This window comes from Cupriavidus sp. 2KB_3, from assembly GCF_052115685.1.
In the GTDB taxonomy this organism is placed as follows: domain Bacteria; phylum Pseudomonadota; class Gammaproteobacteria; order Burkholderiales; family Burkholderiaceae; genus Cupriavidus; species Cupriavidus campinensis.
Map to the genome: position 1 here is coordinate 15,913 of NZ_JBFRHD010000008.1, position 25,018 is coordinate 40,930.

Consider the following 25,018-nt stretch of genomic DNA (forward strand, 5'->3'; position numbering starts at 1 on the left):
AGAAAGCCCAGCGCAAGCTGGGCTTTTTTTTTGCCCGCTATTTTTGGTACAGTTGCCGGACGCTTCTCTCCGCACTCAGGTTCCGGGCCGTGCGCCGGGGACCCCACTCCTTTGACGATGTCGCAAACCTCCACCCTCTCCCCTGCTGGCAGCACCCCCGGCCGCAACGCCGATCCGAAAGAGATCGACAAGTTCAGCGAGCTGGCCCACCGCTGGTGGGACCCGAACAGCGAGTTCAAGCCACTCCACGACCTGAACCCGCTGCGCCTGGGCTGGATCAACGGCATCGCGCACCTGCCCGGCAAGCAGGTGATCGACGTGGGCTGCGGCGGCGGCATCCTGTCCGAAAGCATGGCGCGGCTTGGCGCCACGGTACGCGGCATCGACCTGTCGACCAAGGCCCTCAAGGTGGCGGACCTGCACAGCCTGGAGTCGGGCGTGCCGGTCACCTATGAGGAAATCGCCGTCGAAGACCTCGCCGCGCGCATTCCCGGGAGCGTGGACGTGGTGACCTGCATGGAAATGCTCGAGCACGTGCCCGACCCCGCCTCCATCGTGCGCGCCTGCACGACGCTGGTCCGCCCGGGCGGCTACGTGTTCTTCTCGACGATCAACCGCAACCTCAAGGCCTACCTGCTGGCTATCGTCGGCGCCGAATACGTGCTGAACATGCTGCCGCGCGGTACCCACGACTACGAGAAGTTCATCACGCCATCCGAGATGGCCCGCTTCGCGCGCCAGGCCGGGCTGGACCTGATCGAGATGCGTGGCATGACCTACAACCCGTTGTCGCAAACGTACTCGCTCGGCCATGACACAGGCGTCAATTACATGATGGCCTTCCGCAAGACGGCGACGAAAGCGGCGGGCTGACCCATGCGCACCTTCGACGCGGTATTTTTCGATCTCGACGGCACGCTCGCCGACACCGCCCCCGATCTCGCCGCAGCCGCCAACCGGCTCGTGGTGGAACACGGCCTGCCGCCCGTGGCCTATGAGAAGCTGCGGCCGGTGGCTTCGCACGGGGCACGCGGCCTGATCGGCGCGGCGTTCGGCAAGTCGCCCGACGACCCCGAGTTCCCCGCCCTGCGCGATACCTTCCTCGACTACTACGAGGCCGACATCGCGGTGCATACCCGCCTGTTCGACGGCATGGACGACGTGCTGGCCCGGCTGGAAGCCGCCGGCATCCGCTGGGGCATCGTGACCAACAAGATCGCCCGCTTCACCGTACCGCTGGTGGCCGCGATCGGCCTCGCGCCCCGCGCCGCGGCCGTGGTCAGCGGCGACACCACCGCGCATGCCAAGCCCCACCCCGCCCCGCTGCTGCACGCGGCCGAGGTCAGCGGCGTGGCGCCGGCACGCTGCCTGTACGTGGGCGACGACCTGCGCGACATCCAGGCCGGCAAGGCGGCCGGCATGGCCACGGTGACCGCCGCGTACGGCTACTGCGGCGACGGCGAGCCGCCCGAAGCCTGGGGCGCGGACTACCTGATCCGTCACCCGGCCGAGCTGCTGGCCCTGTTCGGGAACTGAAGCCCCCGGCCAGCGGCCAAAGCGAGTACAATCCGTCTCCTACATCTTCACACTGGGGCCGACCTGGTTTCGACGTGGGTTGCGAAGCAGTGGAGGGCATACCGAGGACCCGTCACCTCGTTAATCAATGGGAATGCAATAACTGCTAACGACGAACGTTACGCACTGGCAGCCTAAGGGCTAGCCGTCCTCGCACTGGCTCGCTGACGGGCTAGGGTTCGCAAGAACTTGCGAGGTCATTTACGTCAGATAAGCTTCGGGAGTGTCACGGGCCCGAGGACGAAAATCTAGTGACTCGCCGTCGTAGAGCGTGTTCGTCCGCGATGCGGCGGTTAAATCAAATGACAGAACTAAGTATGTAGAACTCTCTGTGGAGGGCTTGCGGACGCGGGTTCGATTCCCGCCGGCTCCACCAGTATTCAGTCCGTAGTTGTATTCGGAAGGCGAAAAGCCCGCGATAGCACCCTGCTTCGCGGGCTTTTTGTTGCCGCACGGATGCGTCGTTGTAGGACCGCGACCTATACCCCCTCCGGCCATATCGGCCGAAAATGTTCCCACTACATGGCATTCAGCCGCTTCGGCAACGCATAGCGCCGGCGGAGCCATTCCCTCGCTCGCCAGCAGCCGCAACCGTGGCCACTCCGCATGCACTATCTTTGAATCTCCCCGCCAACCAGCGCCCACAAGAACGACATGCTCGCCATTTGTGCCTTGCTCGCGTTGATCGGTCTTGCCACTTCGGTTGCCGGCAAGCTTGGGCAAGGTAATCCATTCAGCATTTTCTTCAGCTTGTGGCTCAGCATTACAGTCGGGCTGATGGCGACACGCGGGACCTTCTCGCCCACATCCCCGTATATCTGGCAGTTGTTGGCGAGCATGCTTTGTGTGTATCTCGCGTTCGCGGTTGCCGCAACACAGGGCAAGCGCCGCACACCCGCGAGCGTGGAAATTGACTACCGAATTCACTGCCTGACTTGGGCTCAGTGGGCGGTCCTGGCAGTGGTTCCCCTGCTTTATCTGAAAGCAACGCAACTGGCCGGTGGTAGCATTTTGTCCAGAACTGGCTATATCGCGCTACGCACTGCCTTGATCGAGGAGGGAGCCGGCGGATACGGCCTGCTGGCCTATTTCGTCCCGCTGGCCTTCGTGGTCGCGTCGATTCGTCTGGTGCAGTTTGTGGCAACGCGAAAGGGCCTGCTGAACCTGATCATCAGCGTCGGATCCGCGACCGCCATGGCATTCCTCTGCACTGGCAGGACGTTCTTTCTGATGATGTTCTGCTTCCTGGCCTTCCCGCTGATCTCCACGGGCAAGCTCAGGCTACGCGGCGCCGTCATCCTCGGCGTCATGTTGCTTGCTTCGTTTATCGTCGTGGCGCTGCTCACGCGCAAGGGATTGGACCACCATGCCTCGCTGACAGCTAACGTCGAGAGCATCCTGAGGATGCTGAAAGTCTACGTGCTGTCACCAACGATGGCGATGGCCGTGGTGGCCGACGGCAACCCTGAACCGCTGGCGCTGGGCGGTTATTCGCTGCGATTCTTCCAGATTTTGCTTACCAAGCTGGCAGGCATCGGATTCGAATCACCACCGCTTATACGTGATTATGTGCATGTACCGGATCGCATCAACGTGTTCACAGTCATGGATCCGTATTTTCGCGATTTTGGAGCAGCAGGCGTAGTGGGATTCGCGGTTGCCTCGGCGGCCCTGCACTTCTCCTTGTTCCGCCTGATGCGCCATCGCGGCGGGCCGTGGATCTTTATTTATTCCGCGACCTTGTTCCCGCTGGTAATGCAGTTTTTTCAGGATATGTACGCGACGTTGCTGTCTACCTGGGTTCAGGTGTTCTTCTGGTACATGCTCTTCGTGCGGTTCTCGGCGACAAAGACGGTCAATGCACCGATTCCGCCGGCTGGCTCGCTGCCAGGCGCGCGGCATAGAATCGGTCCAGCACCACGTGCACGCCGAGCAGGCCGAAGAGATGTGCAGCCTCGTTCACCGATGTCAACACACCCGGCATCCACAGCCGCTGCAGGCGGCCGGGAGTCTGCCCGCTGAGTTCGGCAAATGCTTCCATGCCGCACTCCTGGATGGCCTTGAACAGCACCAGGCCCACCAGGTACATATCGCCGGAATCCAACGCGATGGCGGCCTGCGCGGCCCAGCGTACTTGCCGGTCTTCGTGTTTCTCCGCCTCGGCAAAGCGCTCCGTCGCCGTCTGGGCGACCGCTTCACCGGGCGCTTGGAATGTCAGGCTCATTGCCAATCTCCAATGCCAGATCCCATGGATATCGGCAGATTTGCCATTTTCCTGAAGCCTTCCGCCAAGACACGAGATAACGCATGGGTCCCTTGGCCGCGCGGGGCTACAATGGACGCCCGCCTCTTCCTGCCCAACCCCATGACCGACCATCCCCGCTTCACCCTCAACCGCTCCATGGTCATGCTGCTGCCCGAGCAGCCGTTCCTGGACTGGATCAAGGCCGTCGACCCGGAGCCCGTGCCAGGCCTGTCGCTCGAGGACGTCCGCGACGACGCCAGCGTCTTCCTCTTGCCGTCGGAAGTGGCGGATTCCCCGGAGACTGCTATGCGCTGGGTGGAAAAGCGCTGGCAGGCATTCTTCGAATTCATGTTGGGCGAATGGTTTGATGATTCCATGTGGCCCGAGAATATGTCCCTGGCCATGTTCCGCGAATGGTTCACGCCGCGGTTCCATTCCATGGTGTGGGATATGGCGCCGGAGTCTCCCATCACGCATGAAGACTGGGATGACGAAGACGATGATATGCCGTCCATGCTGCACTAAATCCACCACCGGAAATTGAAACGGCACGCCCTGGGGCGTGCCGTTTTGCTTGCGCGAACAAGACTATAAATCAAAGAAAGCGATCGAGTATTTTGCGGCTCGGCTTATCGAGCGCGAACAAGTCGCGAATCAGGTAATGAATGCCGTGGCTGTCGGAGATCAGCAGCGTGCTGCCGGTCAGTCGCCGGATGTCCTCTTCGCCACGCAGGACGAGATCGGTCTGCCCGCGATCGGTCCGCACCGTCCACACGCTCGGCGTGGCATAGGTGGACACCCCCACAATGCTACGAATTTCCGGCATGAACTCGCGCGCGGCCAGCTCGGCCTCGATCAGGGCGCGCATTGGCACCGGCAGGGCATCGAGGCGCGGAATCCACGCCAACTCGCGGCCATCGGTGCTGATCATGCCGATACCGTCGTCGGGCGCGGCAATCGGGAAGGCGCGCACGGGCACCACGCCCTCGTGCGCCGTGCCGTCGGCCATCGTCAGGACGAGCTTGCCGAACGGGTTGCGGGACAACGTGTAGTCGGGCGTCTGCATAGCCGTTTGCCGAGAAATCGAATCACCAGGGGTATCACTGCGCATTGACCGCCTCCGTATCGAGGCGTTCGCCCGCACTGGGCAGTTCCGCATCGGCATCGACGTTGCGCGCCTGCGCCTGGTACAGCTTGTAGTAGGCACCCTCGCGCGCGAGCAGTTCGTCGTGATTGCCGACTTCGACGATCTGCCCACGATCCATCACCACCAGCCGATCGGCCTTGCGCAGCGTGGACAGCCGGTGCGCGATGGCAATCGTCGTACGGCCCTGCACGAGGTTGTCCAGCGCCTTCTGTATTTCCTTCTCCGTGGTGGTGTCCACCGACGACGTGGCCTCATCCATGATCAGGATGCGCGGATTGATCAGCAACGCACGCGCGATGGAGATGCGCTGGCGCTCGCCGCCCGAGAGCGCCTGCCCCCGCTCGCCCACCAGCGAGTCATAGCCGTGCGGCAGGCGCAGGATGAACTCGTGCGCATGCGCGGCGCGCGCTGCGGCGACGATTTCCTCGCGCGTGGCGTCGGGCTTGCCGTAGGCGATGTTGTCGGCAATCGTGCCGAAGAACAGGAACGGCTCCTGTAGTACCAGTCCGATATGACGGCGGAATTCGGATACCGGCAGCGAGCGGATGTCGATGCCGTCCACGCGGATCGCGCCCTCGGACACATCGTAGAAACGGCAGATCAGGTTGACCAGCGTGCTCTTGCCCGAGCCGCTGTGGCCGACCAGCCCGATCATTTCGCCCGGCCGGATCGACAGGTTCAGGCCACGGATCACAGCACGGTTGCCGTAGCGGAAGCCGAGGTCGCGCAGTTCGATGGCGCCCTCCACCTTATCGAGGTGCACCGGGCGCTGCGGCTCGGGCACGCTCGACACATGGTCGAGGATGTCGAAGATCCGCTTGGCGCCGGCGGCGGCCTTCTGCGTGACCGACACAATCCGGCTCATCGAATCCAGACGCGTGTAGAAGCGGCTGATATAGGTCAGGAAGGCGACTAGCACACCCACCGTGATGGCATCGTGGCTGACCTGCCAGATGCCAAAGATCCACACCACCAGCAGGCCCACTTCGGTCAGCAGCGTCACCGTGGGCGTGAACAGAGACCAGACGGCATTGACGCGGTCATTGACGGCCAGATTGTGCTTGTTCGCCTCACGAAAGCGCTCGACCTCCCGCTTTTCCTGGGCGAAGGCCTTGACCACGCGGATGCCGGGAATGGTATCCGCCAGCACGTTGGTGATCTCGGACCAGATACGGTCGATCTTCTCGAACCCGTGGCGCAGCCGGTCCCGCACCAGGTGGATCATCCACGCGATGAACGGCAGCGGCACCAATGTCACCAGCGCCAGCCAGGGATTGATCGAGATCAGGATGATGGCCGTCATGGCGATCATCAGCACGTCGGTCGCGAAATCGAGCAGATGGAGCGACAGGAAGACGCAGATCCGGTCGCTTTCGGAACCAATACGGGCCATCAGGTCGCCCGTGCGCTTGCCACCGAAGTACTCCAGCGACAGCTTTAGCAGGTGTTCATATGTGGTTGTGCGCAGATCGGCACCAATGCGCTCCGATACGCGCGCCAGCAGATACGTCCGCGCCCAGCCGAGGCTCCACGCCACCAGCGCGGCGCCGAGCAGCCCGGCCAGGTACATCTTGACCCGGTCATAGTCGATCGGCACGCCGTTCTGGTACGGAATCAGCACCTTGTCCATCAATGGCATGGTCAGGTACGGCGGCACCAGCGTGGCAGCGGTGCCGAGCAGGGTCAGCAGGAAGCCGGCCAGCAGTTCCCACTGGTAGGGCCGCGCGAAGCGCCACAGGCGCAGCAGCGCCCAGGTGGATGGTGGCGTCTCCAGGTCGCGGCTGCACTGGGGGCAGACGTCCTCGCCGGGGGGCAGCGGGGCCTTGCAGGTGGGGCAGACGTCGTCGTCGGCCGGCTCCGCGGCCTGGCCGGTGGCCAGCAGCGCGCGGCGCGCCTCGAACTGGTCGGCCAGCCGCAAGGCGTCGGGATTGTAACCAAGCGTGTAGCGCCAGCTTCCGAGCCGTGCGCGGCCGTCGGCCAGCTCCAGCGAGCCGACCCCGGCATGGTCGCCATGGGCCAGCGTCAGCGCCGGTGTGATCTCCCAGTCGACGGTGTTTTTTTCACCGGGCGCCCGGGCAATGAGCCGGCGATCGGTCACAACCAGCCACCCTTGGGTAAAATGCAGCCTTGCGTCCAGGTCCAGGTCAAGGCCGGCCAGCACGGTTTCACCGGGCTGCAGGCTCGTGCCGATCTCGGCGCCCCAACGACCTTGCGGGCCGGAGGGGATTGGGACGGACGGGGAGGATTGGGTCATTATTGGCGCGAAATGCGTCCGCAATGCGTCCACAATAGGGTAGACACGGACATAACTTGAAACAATTTAAGCGGGAAGCCGGCTGGCGGCCCGCGATTTTGCCCGCAAGTATACATAACGCAAACAAACGGGGCGCCTGGTGCGCTGCACAACGTCTTCCGGACTTCAGGGGTCAACCCCGATGCCGTTGAAACGTTACTGAAAGGTTAGGCTCCCATTTCTCGGGCATTCGCCCACTGCCTCAAGCTAAATCAATGAAAAAGAAGGACATTGAGATTTTCGATGTCATGTCGCTGCGCGGCCCGAATATGTGGACATATCGGCCGGTGCTGGAGGCATGGGTTGATATCGGCGAACTGGAGGATTTCCCCTCCAACAAGATCCCGGGGTTCTACGAACGCCTGTCGGCCTGGCTCCCGTCGCTGATCGAGCATCGCTGCAGCATTGGCGAGCGCGGCGGCTTCCTGCAGCGGCTCAAGGAAGGTACGTGGCCCGGCCACATCCTCGAGCACGTGACGCTTGAGCTGCAGAACCTGGCCGGCATGCCGGGCGGCTTCGGCAAGGCCCGCGAGACTCCCGTGCGTGGCGTCTACAAGGTAATCGTCCGGGCCTGGCACGAGGAGGTGACGCGCGCCGCGCTGTTCACCGCCCGCGACCTGGTCATGGCCGCGATCGAGGACCGCCCGTTCGACGTGCCCGAGGCCGTGGACAACCTGCGCCGCCTGGTCGACGAACACTGCCTTGGCCCGAGCACGGCCTGCATCGTCGACGCCGCCGATGACCGCGACATCCCCTCCATCCGACTCTCCGACGGCAATCTGGTTCAACTCGGCTACGGGGCGCGCCAGCGCCGCATCTGGACCGCCGAGACCGACCGGACCAGCGCCATCGGCGAATCGATCTCGCGCGACAAGGACCTGACCAAGACGCTGCTGGAATCCTGCGGCGTGCCGGTGCCGGAAGGCCGCATGGTGGAGAGCCCCGAGGATGCCTGGGACGCCGCCGAGCGGATCGGCGTGCCGGTGGTGGTCAAGCCGTACGACGGCAACCACGGCCGCGGCGTGTTCACCAACCTGATGACGCGCGAGGAAGTGGAAACTGCCTACTCGGTGGCCATAGACGAAGGCAACGGCGTGATCGTCGAGCGCTTCGTGCCGGGCAACGAACACCGCCTGCTGGTGGTGGGCGGCCGGCTCGTGGCGGCGGCGATGGGCGAGACGGCCAGCGTCGTGGGCGACGGCACCTCGACCATCGACGAACTGATCGAGTCGCAGATCAACTCCGATCCGCGCCGGGGCAGCACCGAGGACCATCCGCTGAACCGCGTGCGGCTCGATTCCGCCGCACGGCTGGAACTGAAGCGCCAGGGGCTGGAAGATGGCGATTCCGTGGCACCCGCCGGCAAGACCATCCTGATCCAGCGCAACGGCAATGTCGCCTTCGACGTGACCGACCGCGTGCACCCGAGCGTTGCCGCGCATGCCGCGCTGGCCGCGCGCGTGGTGGGGCTGGATATCGCCGGGGTGGACCTCGTGGCCGAGGACATCTCGCGCCCGCTGGCCGACCAGCGCGGCGCCATCGTCGAGGTAAACGCCGGTCCGGGGCTGCTGATGCATATCAAGCCGGCCGACGGCACGCCGCGCCCGGTGGGCCCCGCCATCGTCGACCATCTGTTCCCCGCCGCGAAGGATGGCAGCGCCGATGACGGCCGCATTCCCGTGGTCGGCATCACCGGCAACAACGGCAAGACCGTGGTGGCCAAGCTGGTGGCGCGCCTGTTGCAGCTTTCGGGCAAGCACACCGGCCTGGCGTGCAGCGACGGCCTGTTCCTCGACCGCCGCCAGGTGGAAACCGGCGACCAGGCCAACTGGGAAGCCGGCCACCGTATCCTGATGAACCGCGCCGTGGAAGCGGCCGTGTTCGAGAACGATAGCGGCATGATCCTGTCGCAGGGCCTGCCGTACGACCGTTGCCAGGTTGGCGTGGTGACCAACTTCGCCCAACCGGACCACCTCGGCGACTACTACGTCGAGGACGAGGACCGCATGTACAACGTGTTGCGCACCCAGGTGGACGTGGTGCTCGACAACGGCGTGGCCGTGCTCAACGCCGGCGATGCGCGGCTGGTGGAGATGGCCGAGCTGTGCGATGGCGACGTGGTCTTCTTCGGCCTCACCGCCGACCTGCCGGCGATTGCCGCGCACCGGGCGGCGGGCAAGCGCGCAGTGTTCGTGCGCGACGGCAAGGTCGTGATGGCCACGGGCCAGAGCGAGCTGCCGCTGACCGATGTGTCGGCCATTCCGCTGACCTACGCGGGCCGCGTGGCGTTCCAGATCGAGAACGTGCTGGCGGCCGTGGCCACGGGCTGGGCGCTGGGCATCTCCAACGACCTGATCCGCGCTGGCGTGGTGACCTTCGACGTGGGCCAGGTGGACGTGCCGGGCCGCTTCACGCTGTTCGAGCGCCACGGCGCCACGGTGATCGTCGATGACGCGCACAACGCGCCCGCGCTCGCCGCGCTGGCCGCCGCGCTGGACCGCTTCCCCGCCGAGCGCCGCATGCTGGTGTTCGGCGCCGGTGTGCAGCGCCGGGACGAAGACCTCGTCCACCACGGCAAGATCATCGGCGCCGCGTTCGACCGCGTGTTCCTCTGCGAGGACCAGAGCGTGAAGCGCGACCTGCCCGATGCCGAGGCCCGCGCGCTGGTCAGGAAGGGGCTGTACGAAGGCCGCCGCGTGACCAAGATCATCGACGAAGGCGCCCGCCGCGCCGCCATCGAGACCGCGCTCTCGCAACTGGTGGCCGGCGACCTGCTGGTCATCCAGTGCGACGAGGGCTCGCCCGAGGGCACTGTCGAGCAGGTACACCAGTGGGTCGGCCGCAGCGGCCGCCGCGCCTGATGGCTCGGCCAGAAAAATAACGGAAATACTATGGAAGTCTCCCGTATCCGGGCCCTGCGCGGCCCGAATCTCTGGTGCCGCCACACGGCCATCGAGGCCATCGTGGCCTGCTCGGACAAGTCGCACCTGCTGGCCGACCTGCCCGGCTTCGAAGACCGCCTGCGTGCGCGCTTCCCGGCCATCGGCCCGCTGCGCCCTGACGATGAGGCCGGTACGCCGTCGATGGCCCACGCGCTGGAAGCCGCCGCGCTGGGCCTGCAAGCCTCTGCCGGCTGCCCGGTCACCTTCAGCAACATCGCGCCCACCTTGGAGCCCGGCACGTATCAGGTGGTAGTGCAGTACAGCGAGGAGGAAGTCGGCCGGCTCGCCTTCGAACTCGCCGAACAGCTATGCCTGGCCGCCCGGGACGACAAACCCTTCGACCTCGACGACGCGCTGCACCGCCTGCGCGAACTGGACGAGGACGTGCGCCTGGGGCCGAGTACCGGCTCCATCGTCTACGCCGCCGTGGCGCGTGGCATTCCGTATCGCCGCCTCACGCAGGGCTCGATGGTGCAGTTCGGCTGGGGCAGCAAGCAGCGCCGCATCCAGGCCGCCGAGACCGATATGACCAGCGCCGTGGCGGAATCCATCGCGCAGGACAAGGACCTGACCAAGAGCCTGCTGCACGCCGCCGGCGTGCCGGTGCCGCTGGGCCGCTCGGTGCGCAGCGCCGAGGAAGCCTGGGCCGCCGCGCAGGCCATCAACGGGCCGGTGGTGGTCAAGCCGCGCGACGGCAACCAGGGCAAGGGCGTGGCGGTACGCATCCGCACGCGCGAGGAAGTGATGACGGCCTACGAGGTGGCGGCCGATATCTCCTCGGACGTGCTCGTGGAACGCTACATCCCCGGTCACGATTTCCGCCTGCTGGTGGTGGGCAAGCACCTGGTGGCCGCGGCGCGCCGCGATCCGCCGCAGGTGATTGGCGATGGCGTGCACACCGTGCGCCAGCTCGTGGAGGAAGTGAACCGCGACCCGCGCCGGGGCGAGGGCCATGCCACGTCGCTGACCAAGATCCGCTTCGACGACATCGCGCTGGCCACGCTGGCCAAGCAGCACCTGACCGCCGACTCGGTGCCAGCCAACGGTACGCGCGTGGTGCTGCGTAACAACGCCAATCTGTCGACGGGCGGCAGCGCCACCGACGTGACTGACGACGTCCACCCGGACATCGCCGCGCGCGCCGTGGCCGCGGCCCAGATGGTGGGCCTCGACATCTGCGGCGTGGACGCCGTGTGCGAGACCATGCTCAAGCCGTTCGAGGAACAGGCGGGCGGCATTGTCGAAGTCAACGCCGCGCCGGGCCTGCGCATGCACCTGCAGCCGTCGTTCGGCAAGGGCCGCGCCGTGGGCGAGGCCATCGTCTCGACCATGTTCGCCGATGGCGACGATGGCCGTATTCCCGTGGTGGCGGTGTCCGGCACCAACGGCAAGACCACCACCGTGCGCCTGATCACCCACCTGCTGGCCACGAGCGGCCTGCGCATGGGCATGACCGGCACCGATGGCGTGTATATCCAGGGCGAGCGCATCGACACTGGCGACTGCAGCGGCCCGCGCAGCGCGCGCAACGTGCTGCTGCACCCCGACGTCGACGCGGCCGTGTTCGAGACCGCGCGCGGCGGCCTGCTGCGCGAGGGCCTGGCCTTCGACCGCTGCGACGTGGCCGTGGTGACCAACGTGGGCGAAGGCGACCACCTGGGGCTGTCCTACATCAGCACCGTGGAAGACCTGGCCGTGCTCAAGAGCGTGATCGTCCAGAACGTGGCGCCCCACGGTATGGCCGTGCTGAACGCCGCGGACCCGATGGTCGCGCGCATGGCCGATGCCTGCCCCGGCACGGTGACGTTCTTCGCGCAAGATGCCGGGCTGCCGACCATGGCGCTGCATCGCGCGCAGGGCAAGCGCGTGGTCTTCGTCGAAGGCGGCGAGATCGTGGCGTGCGAGGGCGAGACCCAGGTGCGCATTGCGCTGGCGGACATCCCGCTGACGCGCAACGGCAGCATTGGCTTCCAGGTGGAGAACGCGATGTCGTCCGTCGCCGCCGCGTGGGCGCTGGGGGTGGACTGGGCCGTGATCCGTCGCGGGCTGGCCACCTTCGTCAACGACGCCGCCACGGCGCCGGGCCGCTTCAACGTGTTCGACTACCGGGGCGCCACCCTGATCGCCGACTACGGCCACAATCCGGACGCCATCCAGGCATTGTGCAATGCGGTGGAAACCATGAAGGGCGACCGCCGCGTGGTGGTGATCAGCGGGGCGGGCGACCGTCGCGACGTGGACATCCGCCGGCAAACCCAGATCCTGGGCGGCGTGTTCGACGAGGTGGTGCTGTATCAGGACCAGTGCCAGCGCGGCCGCGAGGACGGCGAGGTGCTGGCGCTGCTGCGCGAAGGGCTGGAAGGCGCACAGCGCACACAGCACGTGGAGGAAATCCGCGGCGAGTTCCTGGCGATCGACACCGCGCTGGGGCACCTGAAGCCGGGCGACCTGTGTCTGATTCTGGTGGATCAGGTGGAAGAGGCACTTGGGCACATCGCCCAGCGCATCGCGGAACAGTAACAGGCACCCGCTGCATCCGTCTTTGCACCGTCGTTGCATCCGTATGAAGGCCGGCTCCCAGGAGCCGGCCTTTTTTCTTGTCCGCCCACTTGCATCGAAACGGTTGCAGGTGCCACATTACTGCCACCATCGATCCGATGTGACCGCCCCTGCCCCGCCGGTCTCAGCCAGAGGAGGCTCGCCATGCAATCGCCGCAGACCGTAGTGGTCACCTACATCGCCGCCACACCCGAGCAGGTCTGGTCCGCGCTGACCGACCCCGTGCAGAGCGAACAGTATTTCTTCGGGCGGCGCGTGGAGTCTGACTGGCAGGTCGGCAGCCCGTTCGTGCTGCGCATGGACGACGGGCGCGTGGATTCCCAGGGCGTGGTGCTGCTGGCCGAGCCGCCCTACCGGCTCTCGGTGACGTGGCGCGTGGAGTGGCTCGAGGCCTTTCGCGAACTGCCCGAGGTGGTCGTCACGTGGCAGGTTGACGCGCTGGGGCAGGCGGTGCGGCTGACCGTGAGCGAGACCCATCGCGAGCCGGTGGACGAACAGATGCTGCAAGGCGGCCGCAACGGCTGGCCGATGATCCTGGCCGGACTCAAGACGCTGCTGGAGACCGGAAAGCCCCTCAATGTCGAGGCCCCCAAGCCGCCACCGGCGCCCTCTTCCGGCGCCTAGCCCCTGGCCTTCAATGCCGCCCCGGCAGCGAGAGCCGGCGCTCCAGCACGCGCTGCAACACCGATAGCCCGGTACTCAGGATCCAGTAGATGACCGCCACCGCCAGGTAGAGCGGCAGCGGCTGGTAGGTGGCGGCGATGATTTCCTGCGCGGTACGCAACAGCTCGGTCACGGTAATCACCGAGACCAGCGAGGTGTCCTTGATCAGGCTGATCAGGCTGTTGGACAGGCTCGGCACCGCCAGCCGCAGCGCCTGCGGCCCGACGATGTAGCGCAGCGTCTGAATCGGCGTCAGGCCCAGGCTGTAGGCCGCCATCCACTGCCCGCGCGAAATGCCGAGGATGGCGCCGCGCATGCTTTCCGACAGATAGGCGCCCACGTTGAGGCTCAGCGTCAGCACGCCGGCCGGAGTGGGCTCAAGCGCAATCCCCACGCTCGGCAGCCCGTAATAGACCACGAAGATCTGCACCAGCAGCGGCGTGCCGCGCATGATGCTGACGTACACGCGCGCCACCATTTTGAGAGTCGGCGCATGGCTGATGCCCATCAGCGCGACCACAATGCCAATCACCAGGCCGAACGCCATCGACAGCACGGCGAACTTCAGCGTGAGCAGGGCGCCCTGCAACAGCACGGGCAGCGAATCCATCACGAGGGCGAGGGCGGACATGGCAGGAGGCGTTCGGGAATCCGGAATGCCGGGATCATACGTGATCCGGCCACGAAAAAAAGGCCGACTCATCGGAGTCGGCCTGGTTGGTATGGGTTGCAGCGGGTTGGCCCGGGTGGGCGTGCAAACCTGGCCCGCTTACTTCGCCGCCTTGGTCACATCCGAGCCGAACCACTTGGTCGACAGCTTCACCAGCGTGCCGTCCTTGCGGAGGTCTTCCAGCGCCTTGTCGATGGCCTGGGCGAACTTCGGATTGTCCTTGCGGAACGGGATGGCGACCTCGGTATTGGCACCGGGCACCACGGCGCCTGGGCGCAGCGGCAGGTTGGCGTTCTTGATCAGGTAGTTGACCATCAGCCGGTCATTGAGCGCCGCGTCGATCCGCTGCGAGGCCAGGTCGCGCAGGTACTCGGGCGCGCCGGGATAGGTCTTCACGTCGATGCCGGGCACCGACTTGGCCAGTTCGTTGTAGTTGCTGCCCAGGCTGACGCCGAGCTTGTGGTTCTTCAGGTCATCCAGTGACTTGAACTCGCGCTTGTCGTCCTTGCGCTGGATCAACTGTGCCGCCGAGTAGACGTAGGGCGTGGAGAAATCGAGGGTCTGCTTGCGCTGCGGCGTCACCGCAACCTGATTGACGATGATGTCGAACTTGCCCGCCTGCAGGCCGGCAATGATCGCGCTCCATTCGGTGGTCACGAACTCCGGCTTCACGCCCAGCTTGCCGGCGATGGCCCGTGCCACGTCCACGTCGAAGCCCTCGAGTTCGTTCTTCGCGCCGCGATAGCCGAACGGCGGATACGTGCCTTCCACGCCAATCTTGAGCACGCCGGCTTGCTTCACCGTGTCGAGCAGATCGGCGGCGCTGGCGGCCGTGGCCGTGAATCCGGCAACGCCAGCCAGCAGCGCGGAAGCCAACAGGGATTTGAGCAAGCCAGTACGAATCGAGCGCATAAGTTCTCCAGTGAGATGCGGGGTCAGGGCCGGCTTACCCCTTTTGGGGGCGAACCGGAGGCTCCTAAGAGCCTATAACGGGCTCCACACTACCGCAAACACTATCAAACGCGAAATAACGATTCATTATGGCTATATAACCGATCCGCCACCCAGTCAGGGACTCGGCGTGACGGACCGGCGCGCCGCGCGCCGCCAGTCTCCTGCTCCCTTACTGGAACGCCTTGTCGTTCGGCGCCGCGTACAGCGCCTTCATGTCCGGCGACATCGGGTAGTTCATATTGATGTTGCGCGGCGGAATCGGCGACTGGAACCACTTCGTGTAGAGCTTCTCGGCACGGCCGCTCAGCATCAGGTCCGATACCACGCCATCGGCCAGCTTCTTGAACGAGGCGTCGTCCTTGCGGAACATGCAGGCGTAGTTCTCGGTCTGGAGCGGCTCGCCAGCCACGACCCATTCGCTCGCGTTCTTGGCCTTGGTGCGCTCGCCGTACAGCAGCGGCTCGTCCATGACGAAGGCCACCGCGCGGCCCGTTTCCAGGATCAGGAACGCCTGGCCATGGTCCTTGGCGCTGGTCAGGTTCATGTTCATGCCCTGCTCGCCGTTCATCTTGACCAGCAGGCGCTCGCCCGTCGTGCCGGCCGTGGTGACCACGTTGCGGCCCTTGAGCTGGGCGAAGTCGGTCACGCCCGAGTCCTTCTTGGTCAGCATCTTGATACCGTAGACGAACAGGCTGTTCGAGAAGGCCACCTGCTTCTGGCGCTCGAGGTTGTTGGTCGTGCTGCCGCATTCGATGTCGATCGTGCCGTTCTGCATCAGCGGAATGCGGTTCTGCGAGGTGATCGGCGTCAGCTTGACCTGCAGGTTCGGCATGTTCAGCGTGGTCTTGATCTTGTCGACGATCTGCAACAGGATCTCGTGCGAGTAGCCCATGACCTCCTTGCCGTCCGTGTACGAGAACGGGATCGACGACTCGCGGTAGCCGAGCGAGATCACGCCGGTGTCCTTGATCTTCTTGAGCGTATCGCCATCGGCGGCGTGCGCGCCGGCGGCAGCGCAGGCCAGCACGGCAGCGGCCAGCAGGCGGGTGGACAGGCAGGTAGGGGTCAGACGGACACGCAGTGACTTCATGGTTTTCGCTCCTTGATGGGGCTTGGTTTAATCAGCTTGAGGCAATCCCACTTCCGTACAACAAACTTCAACACCCAATGTGCGCCGGCCGGCTAGGCCCGGGCCGCACTGAAATCTTCCGCGCCGATGGCGGGCGCGCGCCCGGCCAGCTGGTCCGCCAGCAACCCCGCGCTGCCCATCGCCAGCGTGAACCCGAGCGCGCCATGGCCCAGGTTCAGCCACAGGCCCGGCAGGCGCGACGGGCCGACCAGCGGCAGGCCGTCTGGCGTGGCCGGGCGCAGGCCGGCCCAGGGCTGCAGAGCGTCGAGTCCGGCGCCATTGGCCACGCCGCCAAACACGGCGCGGGTCTGGGCGACCAGCGTCTGCGCGCGCTCGCGGTCGATGGTCGGCCCGCCGCGCACCAGATCCGCCATGCCGGCCACGCGCAGCGTATTGCCGATGCGCGCGTAGACGATCTTGTTGGCGAAGTCCGTCACGCTGATATGCGGCGCCCGCGCGCCATCGGCAATCGGCACCGTGATGCTGTAACCCTTGAGCGGCCACAGCATCGGCCGCACGCCGAGCGGACGTAGCAGCGGCACGCTGCCGATGCCGCCCGCGACGATCACCGCGTCCGCGCGCACCTCGTCATCGGTCGTCCTCACGCCCACCACCTGGACGCCCGATGTCATCAATCCTGTGACACGTGTGCCAAACCGCATCGACACATTGCCCTTCCCTTGCAACAGATGGGCCAGCGAGAGGCAGAAGCGATGACAATCGCCCACTTCCTCGCTCGGCGTGTAGATGGCGCCAGCGATATCGCCCCGAATGCCGGCCAGCGCGGGCTCCAGCGCCACCGTGGCGTCGCGGTCCAGCGCCTGCTGTTCGCAGCCCAGACTGGCCTGGTAGTCCAGCAGCCGGCAGGCCGACGCATAGGCGGCCTCGTTGCGATGCACCACCAGCTTGCCGCGCCGTGCGAAGTCGAAGCCGCCGCCCTCGCCGCGTGCCTCCGGGCCTTCCACGAAGGCCTGCATCAGGTCGCGCGAGTAGAAAGCCAGCCGCAGCAGCTTGCGCGTGGTCGCCTCGCTGGTGGCGGCGTTGCACGCCTGCACGAAGGCCATCAGCCAGCGCCACTGGGCCGGGTCGGCGGTCGGACGGAAGCGCATCGGCGAATCGCGGTCCAGCAGCCAGCCCGGCACCTTCGACAGCACGCCTGGCCCGGCCAGCGGCGCCACGTAGCTGTAGCTCAGCTGCCCGCCGTTGGCGAAGCTGGTCTCCTCGCCCGGCCCCTCGTGGCGCTCCAGTACGGTGACCTCGTGGCCGTCCTGGGCCAGCCGCCATGCTGTGGTCATGCCGACCACCCCCGCTCCCACAATCGCTATGCGCATCGAACCTGCCTTGCCATCCATATCGAATCGATGGGCCAGAGCGTAGTCCACCGCGCGCGGCTTGCCCAATGCCAATACGTGCCAGAATATGTCCCCAGGCTATGGATGCCGGCCACCCGGGCTTACCCGTAGTGCACGGCGGGATCGAGGCCATTTCCCCGCACCTTTCCGGACGATTTCCAGCACCACAACGATGCGCCTGCGCCAGATCGAAGTCTTCCGCGCCGTCATGCTGACCGGCACCGTCAGCGAGGCCGCGCGCCTGCTCCACGTCTCCCAGCCCGTGGTGACGCGGGTGTTGCAGCACGCCGAGGCCTCGCTGGGCTTCCGCCTCTTCGAGCGCGTACGCGGCCGGCTGCAACCCACGCCCGAGGCAACCGCGCTCTACGGGGATGTCGAAAGGCTATATGGGGAGATCGAGCGCGTGCGGCGCGTGTCCGAGAGCCTGCGCCACAAGGGCGCCGGCCGGCTGCGCGTGGCGGCCACGCCGAGCCTGGCCAACCCGCTGCTGGTGCCGGCGGTGCGGCGCTTCTGCGCGCGGCACCCGGAAACCCAGGTCCAGGTGCTAACCCACCACACCAACGAGATCGTGGACGCGCTGCTGGCCAACCAGATCGACGTGGGCTTCGCCTTCTCGCCGCCCCGGCACGAGGCCATCTCCTCGGAACCGGTGGCCGCGGGGCGGATGCTGCTGGCCGTGCCGCGCACGCTGCCGCTGCCGGGCGGAGGGCGGCGCGGGGCGGTGTCGATGCACAAGCTGATGGACCGCCCCTTCGTTGGCTACGACGATGACACCTCGCTGGGCCTGCTGGTGCGCCAGACGCTGGCGCGCCACGCCCTGGAGCCGCACTCCACGCTGGAGGTGCAGACCTACTCGCTGGCGCTGGCGCTGGTCGATGCGGGGCTTGGCCTGACCGTGCTCGACCAGTACACGGCGCTGAGCGCCAACCCGGCCAATGTGGCACTGCACGATATCGAACCGGTGCTGCCGTTCGAGATCCAGTTGCTACGCGCGAGCCACCGGGGCGCCTCCAGCCTTGTGGACGACATGCGCACCCAGTTCACCAGCGCCGCCGCCGAGCTGGCAGCCACCCTGCCCCACCGGCTGGAAGCCCCGCGCGTGCAGTTCGACGCGCCCGACAAATGAGAACCGCCGTAAATGAGAGCCGCCGCAATGAGAACCATCGCAATGAGAACCGTCGCATTGACAGACCCGCGCGGCGTGCACCATCATCAACCCGCACCGACAGGCGCGTGAAACCCACATGTTCGTCCTGACCCTGATTCTCCTCGTCCTGATAAGCGCGTTCTTCTCGATTTCGGAGATCGCGCTGACCGCCGCCCGGCGCACCAAGCTCCAGGTCCTGTCCGAGCGCGGCGACCACCGCGCCACCAAGGTGCTGCGGCTCAAGGAAGAGCCCGGCAACTTCTTCACCATCGTGCAGATCGGCGTGAACAGCGTGGCCATCCTCGCCGGTATCCTGGGCGAGAAGCACGTCTCCGACCTCGTCTTCGCGGCGCTGACTCCCTACATGAGTGCCACCCACGCCCTGCGCGTGGCCAATATCGGCTCCTTCCTCGTGGTGACGCTGCTGTTCATCCAGTTCGCGGACCTGATTCCGAAGCGCATTGCCATGACCTTCCCCGAGCGCTGCGCGGTGGTGGTCATTGAGCCGATTCTCACGCTGCTGCGCGTGCTGAAGCCGGTGGTGTGGATCTTCAACGCGGCGGCGGACGCCATGCTGAAGCTGCTCGGCATTCCGACCAAGCCGGTGGACCAGATCACCACCGAGGATATCGCCGCGATGGTCGATGCCGGCGCCGAGGCCGGTGTGCTCCACAAGCACGAGCTGCACCTGATCGAGAATGTGTTCGAACTGGATTCGAAGGGCATCACGGCGATCATGACCCCGCGCGACGACGTGATCTACCTGACACTGGACGAGACCGCCGACAGCGTGCGCCGCAAGCTGGTCAGCCAGCCGCACGCGCAGTACCCGGTCTGCGGGCACGACCTGGACGACGTGCTCGGCTATATCGACTCAAAGGACATCCTGCAACGGCTGCTGGCCGACGAAAGCGCCACGGTGCTCGGCAACATCGGCCGGCATCACGACAAGAACGTGCTGGTGATTCCGGACACACTGACGCTGTCCGAGTCCCTGACGCGCTTCCGCGAGATGCACGAGAGCTTTGCCGTAGTGATGAACGAGTACGGGCTCGTGGTGGGCATCGTCACGCTCGACGACATCGTCGGCGCGCTGATGGGAGACATCCTCTATTCGGCCGAGGACGAGCAGATCGTGCGGCGCGACGAGACGTCATGGCTGGTGGACGGCGTGACGCCGCTGGTGGACCTCAAGAAGGCGCTCGAACTCGATTCGCTGCCCGGCGAGGACTACGTCGATACGGCGGCCGGCCTGGTGATCTACTCGCTGAAGCGGATTCCGAAGAAGTCCGAGTCGATCACCGTGGCGGGCTACCGCTTCGAGGTGCTGGACATCGATCATCACAAGATCGACCAGTTGCTGGTGTCGCGGCTGCCCGGCGCGGTGACGCCGAACGCCGCGACGGCAGCGGATCGCTGACTCAGGTCCGGGTGATGGAGAGGCCGCCGTCCACCAGGGACGCGGTGCCGGTCACGAACGCCGAGTCATCGGAGGCCAGGTACAACACCGAGCGCGCCAGTTCCTCTGGCTGGCCCACGCGCTTGAGCGCGTGCAGGTTGGTGATGAATGACTGTGCTTCCGCCGTGTCGTTCTTTTCGCGATACATATCCGTTTCCACGGCGCCCGGCAGGATCGCATTGACGCGCACGCCCTGCGGCCCGTATTCCGCCGCCAGCGCCTGCGTCAGGCCAATCAGGCCAGCCTTGCTGGCGGCGTAGGCGGCCGTGCCGGGGAAGCCGACCGTGTAACCCACGAACGTCGACGTGAAGATCACCGATCCACTGCCCTGCTTCGCCATCTGCGCGATCTGGTGCTTGGCGCCGAGGAACGCGCCGGTCAGGTTGATCGCCAGTGCCTCGTTCCAGCCAGCTTCCGACACCCCGGTGCTCGGGCCGCCCTCGCCCAGCGTGCCCGCGTTGTTGAAGGCGATGTCGAGCTTGCCGTACTGCTCGACCGCCAGATCCACCAGTGCGCGGGCATAGCTTTCCTGCCGGACGTCGCCCGCCAGTGCCACGGCCTCGCCGCCAGCCGCGCGAATGCGGGCCACAAGGGCGTCCAGTTCCGCCTGGCGCCGCGCGCCAACCACGACCTTCGCGCCCTCCTTCGCAAACAATTCCGCGGTGGCCAGGCCAATGCCGCTGCTCGCACCCGTGATGATCGCCACCTTGCCGTTCAGTCGTTCCATGATGTGCTCCGGTTTCCGTTGATTAGATTCATCGATTTCGGTTCGGCACACCCATGTGCGCCGCGTCTGAACACAGTATGGGCGCTGGGATTAGACAGCGGTATAGTGCTAATCACGATTCTGCTTTTCGGAAAAACCGAACAATGTTCAAACTTGAAGGCGTGGCAAGTTTCGTGGCGGTGGCCGAGTCCGGGTCGATTACGGAGGCGGCGCGGCGGCTGCACCTGTCGAAGTCGGTAGTCAGCGAGCGGCTGGCCGAGATTGAGCAGGGGCTGGGCGCGCGCCTGCTTCACCGCACCACACGGCGGGTCAGCCTGACGGAAGACGGCGCCGCGTTCCTGGAACGTGCCACGCGGATCCTGCGGGAAGTGGAGGACGCCGCAGCGGAAATGGCCGAGCGGCGCGGCACGCTGTCCGGCCCGCTGCGGATTGCCGCGCCGGTGACATTCGGGCGCATGCACCTGGGGCCGGCGCTCTATCCGTTCCTGGCCCGGCATCCCGACATCGATCTCTTGCTAGACCTGGACGATCGCCGCGTGGATGCGGCATCGGAAGGCTACGACGCGGTGATCCGCCACGGCGCCGTCGGCGATTCGCGGCTGGTGGCCTGGCCCCTGGCACCGAGCCGCCGGCTGCTCGTGGCATCGCCGGCCTACCTCGACCAATGCGGCGCGCCTGATTCGCCCGAGGCCTTGCAGCGTCATCACGGCATCTTCTATACGAACCGGGGTATCGCGGACTGGTCGTTCCTGCAGGACGGCGAGATGATTTCCCTACGCGCCCGCGCCCGCCTGCGGGTCAACAACGGCGACATGATGCTCGACGCGGCACTGGCCGGTCTCGGCATCGCGCTATTGCCAACCTTCCTGGCCGGCGCTGCATTGAAGTCGGGGGCGTTGCGGAGCGTGGACATCGGCGTGCAGCCGGCAGCCGAGTCGATCTACGTCGCCCATGCGGAAGGCCGACGCGCGTCCGCCAAGCTGCGGGCGCTGGTGGAGCACCTGCGCGAAGCGATCGGCAGTCCGCCATATTGGGACGTGTAGATGGGATGTGTGTGGGGGGGGGGAGGACGAGCAGAAAAACAAAACCGACGCCTGCTTGCACAGTGCGTCGGTCTGAGTGTTACTACTGTTTGTTGCTCACCCGATGTTGCTGGGTGGCTTCTTATGCTGGCGGAGAGGGTGGGATTCGAACCCACGGTACCGTCGCCGGTACGCCTGATTTCGAGTCAGGTACATTCGACCACTCTGCCACCTCTCCGGTAACTTGGTCGTCCTTGCGGCGAAACCAAGATTATAGCGATGTTGCGCCCGCCTTTGCAAGCGGCTTGCGCAATAATTTTACGCTTCCGGTTGCAGCGTTGTGATGCCGCCCATATACGGCTGCAGCGCCTTCGGCACCGTCAGCGAACCGTCGGCGTTCTGGTAGTTCTCGAGAATCGCCACCAGCGTGCGGCCCACGGCCAGGCCCGAGCCGTTCAGCGTGTGCACGAGTTCCGGCTTGCCCTGCCCCGCGCGGAAGCGGGCCTGCATGCGGCGCGCCTGGAAGTCGCCCATGCTCGAGCACGAGCTGATCTCGCGGTAGGTGTTCTGCGCCGGGATCCACACCTCGATGTCATAGGTCTTGGTGCTGCCGAAGCCCATGTCGCCCGTGCAGAGCACCACGGTGCGGAACGGCAGTTCCAGTTTCTTGAGGATAGCCTCGGCATGGCCGGTCATCTGCTCAAGCGCGTCCATCGACTGCTCGGGCGGCACCACCTGCACCATCTCCACCTTGTCGAATTGGTGCTGGCGGATCATGCCGCGCGTGTCCTTGCCGTACGAGCCTGCCTCCGAGCGGAAGCACGGCGTATGGGCGACGTAGCGCAGCGGCAGCTTGTCGCCGGCCACGATGGCGTCGCGAACCATATTGGTCAGCGGCACTTCGGCGGTCGGGATCAGGTAGAAGTTCTCGATGGTGTCCTGGCCATCTTCGCCGCCCACCTTGCGCGGCACCTTGAACAGGTCGTCCTCGAACTTGGGCAGCTGGCCCGTGCCACGCATCGACGCGGCATTGACGATGTACGGCACGTACATCTCGGTGTAGCCGTGCTCGAGCGTGTGGGTGTCCACCATCAGCTGCACCAGCGCGCGGTGCATGCGCGCCACGCCGCCGCGCAGGAAGGAGAAGCGCGAGCCAGTCACGCGCGTGGCGGTCTCGAAGTCGAGGCCGAGCCTGGCGCCCACGTCCACATGGTCCTTGACCTCGAAGTCGAACGTGCGCGGCGTGCCAACGCGGCGTACCTCGACATTGCCGGTCTCGTCGCTGCCCACCGGCACGCTCGCGTCCGGCAGGTTCGGGACTGACATGATCGCGTCGTGGATCTGCTCCTGGATCTCCGCCAGACGCTGGGCCGACGCCTTCAGCGTGTCGCCAATGCCGGCGACCTCGGCCATCGGGCCGGAGGCGTCTTCACCCTTGCCCTTGAGCATGCCGATCTGCTTCGACAGGCTGTTGCGGCGCGCCTGCAGGTCTTCGGTCTGCGTTTGCAGTTGCTTGCGTTCGGCCTCGAGGGCCTGGAACGTCGCCACGTCGAGTTGAAAACCGCGCGTGGCCAGCCTTTGGGCCACGGCGTCGATGTCTTTGCGGAGCAGCTGAATGTCGAGCATGTTGCGGGAGCGATGGGTGTGCAGTGCCGGCGACATGCCGGCGATGGGCGCCATTTTACTGCACCGGCACCCCCTGCCGCGACCGAGTCAGCGCCCTTTTTCCCACCTTCTTCCCGCCTTGTCCGGCATTTTCAGAGTCGTCTCAGTCTTTCTCATCACGCTTGTCCGACCGATGTTCGCGGCGCCAGGCCGCGTCGAGGTCGCGCAGGTGGCGCAGTTTGTCGCCGATCTTGCCTTCCAGGCCGCGCGGCGTGGGCTGGTACCAGTCCTGGCGGCGCAGGTCGTCCGGCAGGTAATGCTCGCCGGCCGCATAAGCCTCGGGCTCGTCGTGCGCGTAACGGTAGGCGTGGCCGTAGCCGAGTTCCTTCATCAGCTTGGTCGGCGCGTTGCGCAGGTGCACCGGCACCTGGCGCGACTTGTCCTTGGCCACGAAGGCCCGCGCGGCGTTGTAGGCGTTGTAGCCGGCATTCGACTTCGGGGCGATGGCGAGATACAGCAGCGCCTGGGCCAGCGCCAGTTCGCCCTCGGGCGAGCCGAGCCGCTCATAGGTCTCGGCCGCATCCAATGTGATGCGTGCCGCACGTGGATCGGCGAGCCCGATGTCCTCCCAGGCCATGCGCACGATGCGCCGCGCCAGATAGCGCGGATCGGCGCCGCCGTCGAGCATGCGGCAGAACCAGTACAGCGTACCGTCCGGATCGGACCCGCGCACGGACTTGTGCAGCGCGCTGATCTGGTCGTAGAACGCATCGCCGCCCTTGTCGAAGCGGCGCAGGTTCTCGGCCAGCGCGCTGCCCAGCAGCGCCGTGTCGATGCGGTCCTGCCCCGCGTTGCGGGCTGCGCGCGCGACGATCTCGATATTGTTCAGCAGCTTGCGCCCGTCGCCGTCGGCCGAGCCGACGATCAGCTGGAGCGCCTCGTCCTCCCAGGCCAGCCCGCCCAGTTCCTCGCTGGCGCGCAGCACAAGCTGCTTCAGTTCGGCGTCGTCCAGGCTCTTGAGCACGTAGACCGCCGCCCGGGACAACAGCGCGCCGTTGACCTCGAACGACGGGTTTTCCGTGGTGGCGCCGATAAACGTGAACAGGCCGCTTTCCACGTGCGGCAGGAAGGCGTCCTGCTGGCTCTTGTTGAAGCGGTGCACCTCGTCGACGAACACCAGCGTGCGGCGGCCATGGGCGCGGTACTGCTCGGCGCGCTCCACCGCCTCGCGGATGTCCTTGACGCCCGACAGCACGGCCGACAGCGCGATGAACTCGGCATCGAACGCGTTGGCCATCAGCCGCGCGAGCGTGGTCTTGCCCACGCCGGGCGGACCCCACAGGATCATCGAATGCGGCTCGCCGGAGGCAAACGCCACGCGCAGCGGCTTGCCGGCCCCCAGCAGGTGCTGCTGGCCGATGACCTCGTCGATGGTGCGTGGGCGCAGGCGTTCCGCCAGCGGTTGCCGGGAACGTTCAGGGGGGTCGGAAAACAGCGAATCCGCCACGATGGCTCTACCTCTTGGATCT

19 protein-coding genes, 1 tRNA gene and 1 other RNA gene are annotated in these 25,018 nt (G+C 65.9%); 11 read left to right on the plus strand and 10 right to left on the minus strand.

The window, feature by feature from the left end:
• Positions 1-117: 117 nt before the first annotated feature.
• The 5 genes from ubiG (at position 118) to AB4120_RS10385 (ending at position 4,345) form a co-directional block, all read left to right on the plus strand.
• Positions 118-873: a bifunctional 2-polyprenyl-6-hydroxyphenol methylase/3-demethylubiquinol 3-O-methyltransferase UbiG gene (ubiG, locus tag AB4120_RS10365; protein ID WP_149136532.1), complete on the plus strand. Its 756-nt coding sequence runs from the start codon at positions 118-120 to the stop codon at positions 871-873.
• A 3-nt stretch (positions 874-876) separates the two neighbouring features.
• The gene (gene gph, locus AB4120_RS10370) at positions 877-1,536 is read left to right on the plus strand and encodes a phosphoglycolate phosphatase (protein ID WP_149136533.1); all 660 of its coding nucleotides are present in this window, start codon (positions 877-879) and stop codon (positions 1,534-1,536) included.
• 54 nt (positions 1,537-1,590) lie between these two features.
• Positions 1,591-1,951: a transfer-messenger RNA gene (gene ssrA / locus AB4120_RS10375) on the plus strand.
• Positions 1,952-2,229: 278 nt separating this feature from the next.
• Positions 2,230-3,597, plus strand: coding sequence for an O-antigen polymerase (locus tag AB4120_RS10380; RefSeq protein ID WP_441642209.1), 1,368 nt, complete (start codon positions 2,230-2,232; stop codon positions 3,595-3,597).
• Positions 3,598-3,940: 343 nt separating this feature from the next.
• Positions 3,941-4,345 carry a hypothetical protein gene (locus AB4120_RS10385; protein ID WP_144197529.1) on the plus strand — a complete coding sequence of 135 codons (405 nt, stop codon included), beginning with the start codon at positions 3,941-3,943 and terminating at the stop codon, positions 4,343-4,345.
• Positions 4,346-4,415: 70 nt separating this feature from the next.
• Here AB4120_RS10385 and AB4120_RS10390 read toward each other — a convergent pair whose 3' ends face one another.
• Together AB4120_RS10390 and AB4120_RS10395 are read right to left on the minus strand one after the other, a co-directional pair.
• Positions 4,416-4,886: a cyanophycin metabolism-associated DUF1854 family protein gene (locus tag AB4120_RS10390; RefSeq protein ID WP_149136536.1), complete on the minus strand. Its 471-nt coding sequence runs from the start codon at positions 4,884-4,886 to the stop codon at positions 4,416-4,418.
• A gap of 34 nt (positions 4,887-4,920) precedes the next feature.
• Positions 4,921-7,221: a cyanophycin metabolism-associated ABC transporter gene (locus AB4120_RS10395; RefSeq protein ID WP_441642210.1), complete on the minus strand. Its 2,301-nt coding sequence runs from the start codon at positions 7,219-7,221 to the stop codon at positions 4,921-4,923.
• Between the two features lie 254 nt (positions 7,222-7,475).
• Between AB4120_RS10395 and cphA (AB4120_RS10400) the strand changes: the two genes are divergently transcribed.
• The 3 genes from cphA (AB4120_RS10400) (at position 7,476) to AB4120_RS10410 (ending at position 13,385) form a co-directional block, all read left to right on the plus strand.
• A complete protein-coding gene (cphA, locus tag AB4120_RS10400) occupies positions 7,476-10,121 on the plus strand; it encodes a cyanophycin synthetase (protein ID WP_149136537.1) in 2,646 nt (881 codons plus the stop codon).
• 30 nt (positions 10,122-10,151) lie between these two features.
• Positions 10,152-12,722 (plus strand): cyanophycin synthetase, encoded by a 2,571-nt coding sequence (gene cphA, locus AB4120_RS10405; protein WP_441642211.1) that lies wholly within the window; start codon positions 10,152-10,154, stop codon positions 12,720-12,722.
• 183 nt (positions 12,723-12,905) lie between these two features.
• The gene (locus AB4120_RS10410; RefSeq protein ID WP_144197421.1) at positions 12,906-13,385 is read left to right on the plus strand and encodes an SRPBCC family protein; all 480 of its coding nucleotides are present in this window, start codon (positions 12,906-12,908) and stop codon (positions 13,383-13,385) included.
• Between the two features lie 10 nt (positions 13,386-13,395).
• On the opposite strand, the gene AB4120_RS10415 is transcribed toward AB4120_RS10410, so the two are convergent.
• The 4 genes from AB4120_RS10415 to AB4120_RS10430 all read right to left on the minus strand — a co-directional run bounded on the left by AB4120_RS10415 (position 13,396) and on the right by AB4120_RS10430 (position 17,508).
• Positions 13,396-14,055 (minus strand): amino acid ABC transporter permease, encoded by a 660-nt coding sequence (locus tag AB4120_RS10415; protein WP_149136538.1) that lies wholly within the window; start codon positions 14,053-14,055, stop codon positions 13,396-13,398.
• A gap of 138 nt (positions 14,056-14,193) precedes the next feature.
• Positions 14,194-15,006, minus strand: a complete 813-nt coding sequence (locus AB4120_RS10420; protein ID WP_149136539.1) for a transporter substrate-binding domain-containing protein — start codon at positions 15,004-15,006, stop codon at positions 14,194-14,196.
• A 211-nt stretch (positions 15,007-15,217) separates the two neighbouring features.
• Positions 15,218-16,138, minus strand: a complete 921-nt coding sequence (locus AB4120_RS10425; protein WP_149136540.1) for a glutamate/aspartate ABC transporter substrate-binding protein — start codon at positions 16,136-16,138, stop codon at positions 15,218-15,220.
• Positions 16,139-16,230: 92 nt separating this feature from the next.
• Positions 16,231-17,508: a D-amino acid dehydrogenase gene (locus AB4120_RS10430; protein WP_144197417.1), complete on the minus strand. Its 1,278-nt coding sequence runs from the start codon at positions 17,506-17,508 to the stop codon at positions 16,231-16,233.
• Between the two features lie 193 nt (positions 17,509-17,701).
• On the opposite strand from AB4120_RS10430, the gene AB4120_RS10435 reads away from it, so the two are divergent.
• Together AB4120_RS10435 and AB4120_RS10440 are read left to right on the plus strand one after the other, a co-directional pair.
• Entirely contained in the window at positions 17,702-18,655 is a 954-nt protein-coding gene (locus AB4120_RS10435) for a LysR family transcriptional regulator (RefSeq protein ID WP_149136542.1), read from the plus strand.
• Positions 18,656-18,773: 118 nt separating this feature from the next.
• On the plus strand, positions 18,774-20,096 hold the full coding sequence (locus AB4120_RS10440; RefSeq protein ID WP_149136543.1) for a hemolysin family protein: 1,323 nt from the start codon (positions 18,774-18,776) through the stop codon (positions 20,094-20,096).
• A 1-nt stretch (position 20,097) separates the two neighbouring features.
• Here AB4120_RS10440 and AB4120_RS10445 read toward each other — a convergent pair whose 3' ends face one another.
• Complete coding sequence (locus AB4120_RS10445; protein WP_149136544.1) at positions 20,098-20,862, minus strand: SDR family oxidoreductase; 765 nt, start codon at positions 20,860-20,862, stop codon at positions 20,098-20,100.
• Between the two features lie 143 nt (positions 20,863-21,005).
• Here AB4120_RS10445 and AB4120_RS10450 point away from each other — a divergent pair, with 143 nt between their 5' ends.
• Entirely contained in the window at positions 21,006-21,905 is a 900-nt protein-coding gene (locus AB4120_RS10450) for a LysR family transcriptional regulator (RefSeq protein ID WP_149136545.1), read from the plus strand.
• Between the two features lie 127 nt (positions 21,906-22,032).
• On the opposite strand, the gene AB4120_RS10455 is transcribed toward AB4120_RS10450, so the two are convergent.
• The 3 genes from AB4120_RS10455 to AB4120_RS10465 all read right to left on the minus strand — a co-directional run bounded on the left by AB4120_RS10455 (position 22,033) and on the right by AB4120_RS10465 (position 24,996).
• A tRNA-Ser gene (locus AB4120_RS10455) sits at positions 22,033-22,122 on the minus strand.
• An 80-nt stretch (positions 22,123-22,202) separates the two neighbouring features.
• Entirely contained in the window at positions 22,203-23,510 is a 1,308-nt protein-coding gene (gene serS / locus AB4120_RS10460) for a serine--tRNA ligase (protein WP_144197527.1), read from the minus strand.
• Positions 23,511-23,652: 142 nt separating this feature from the next.
• Positions 23,653-24,996, minus strand: a complete 1,344-nt coding sequence (locus tag AB4120_RS10465) for a replication-associated recombination protein A (protein ID WP_149136546.1) — start codon at positions 24,994-24,996, stop codon at positions 23,653-23,655.
• Positions 24,997-25,018 lie beyond the last annotated feature (22 nt).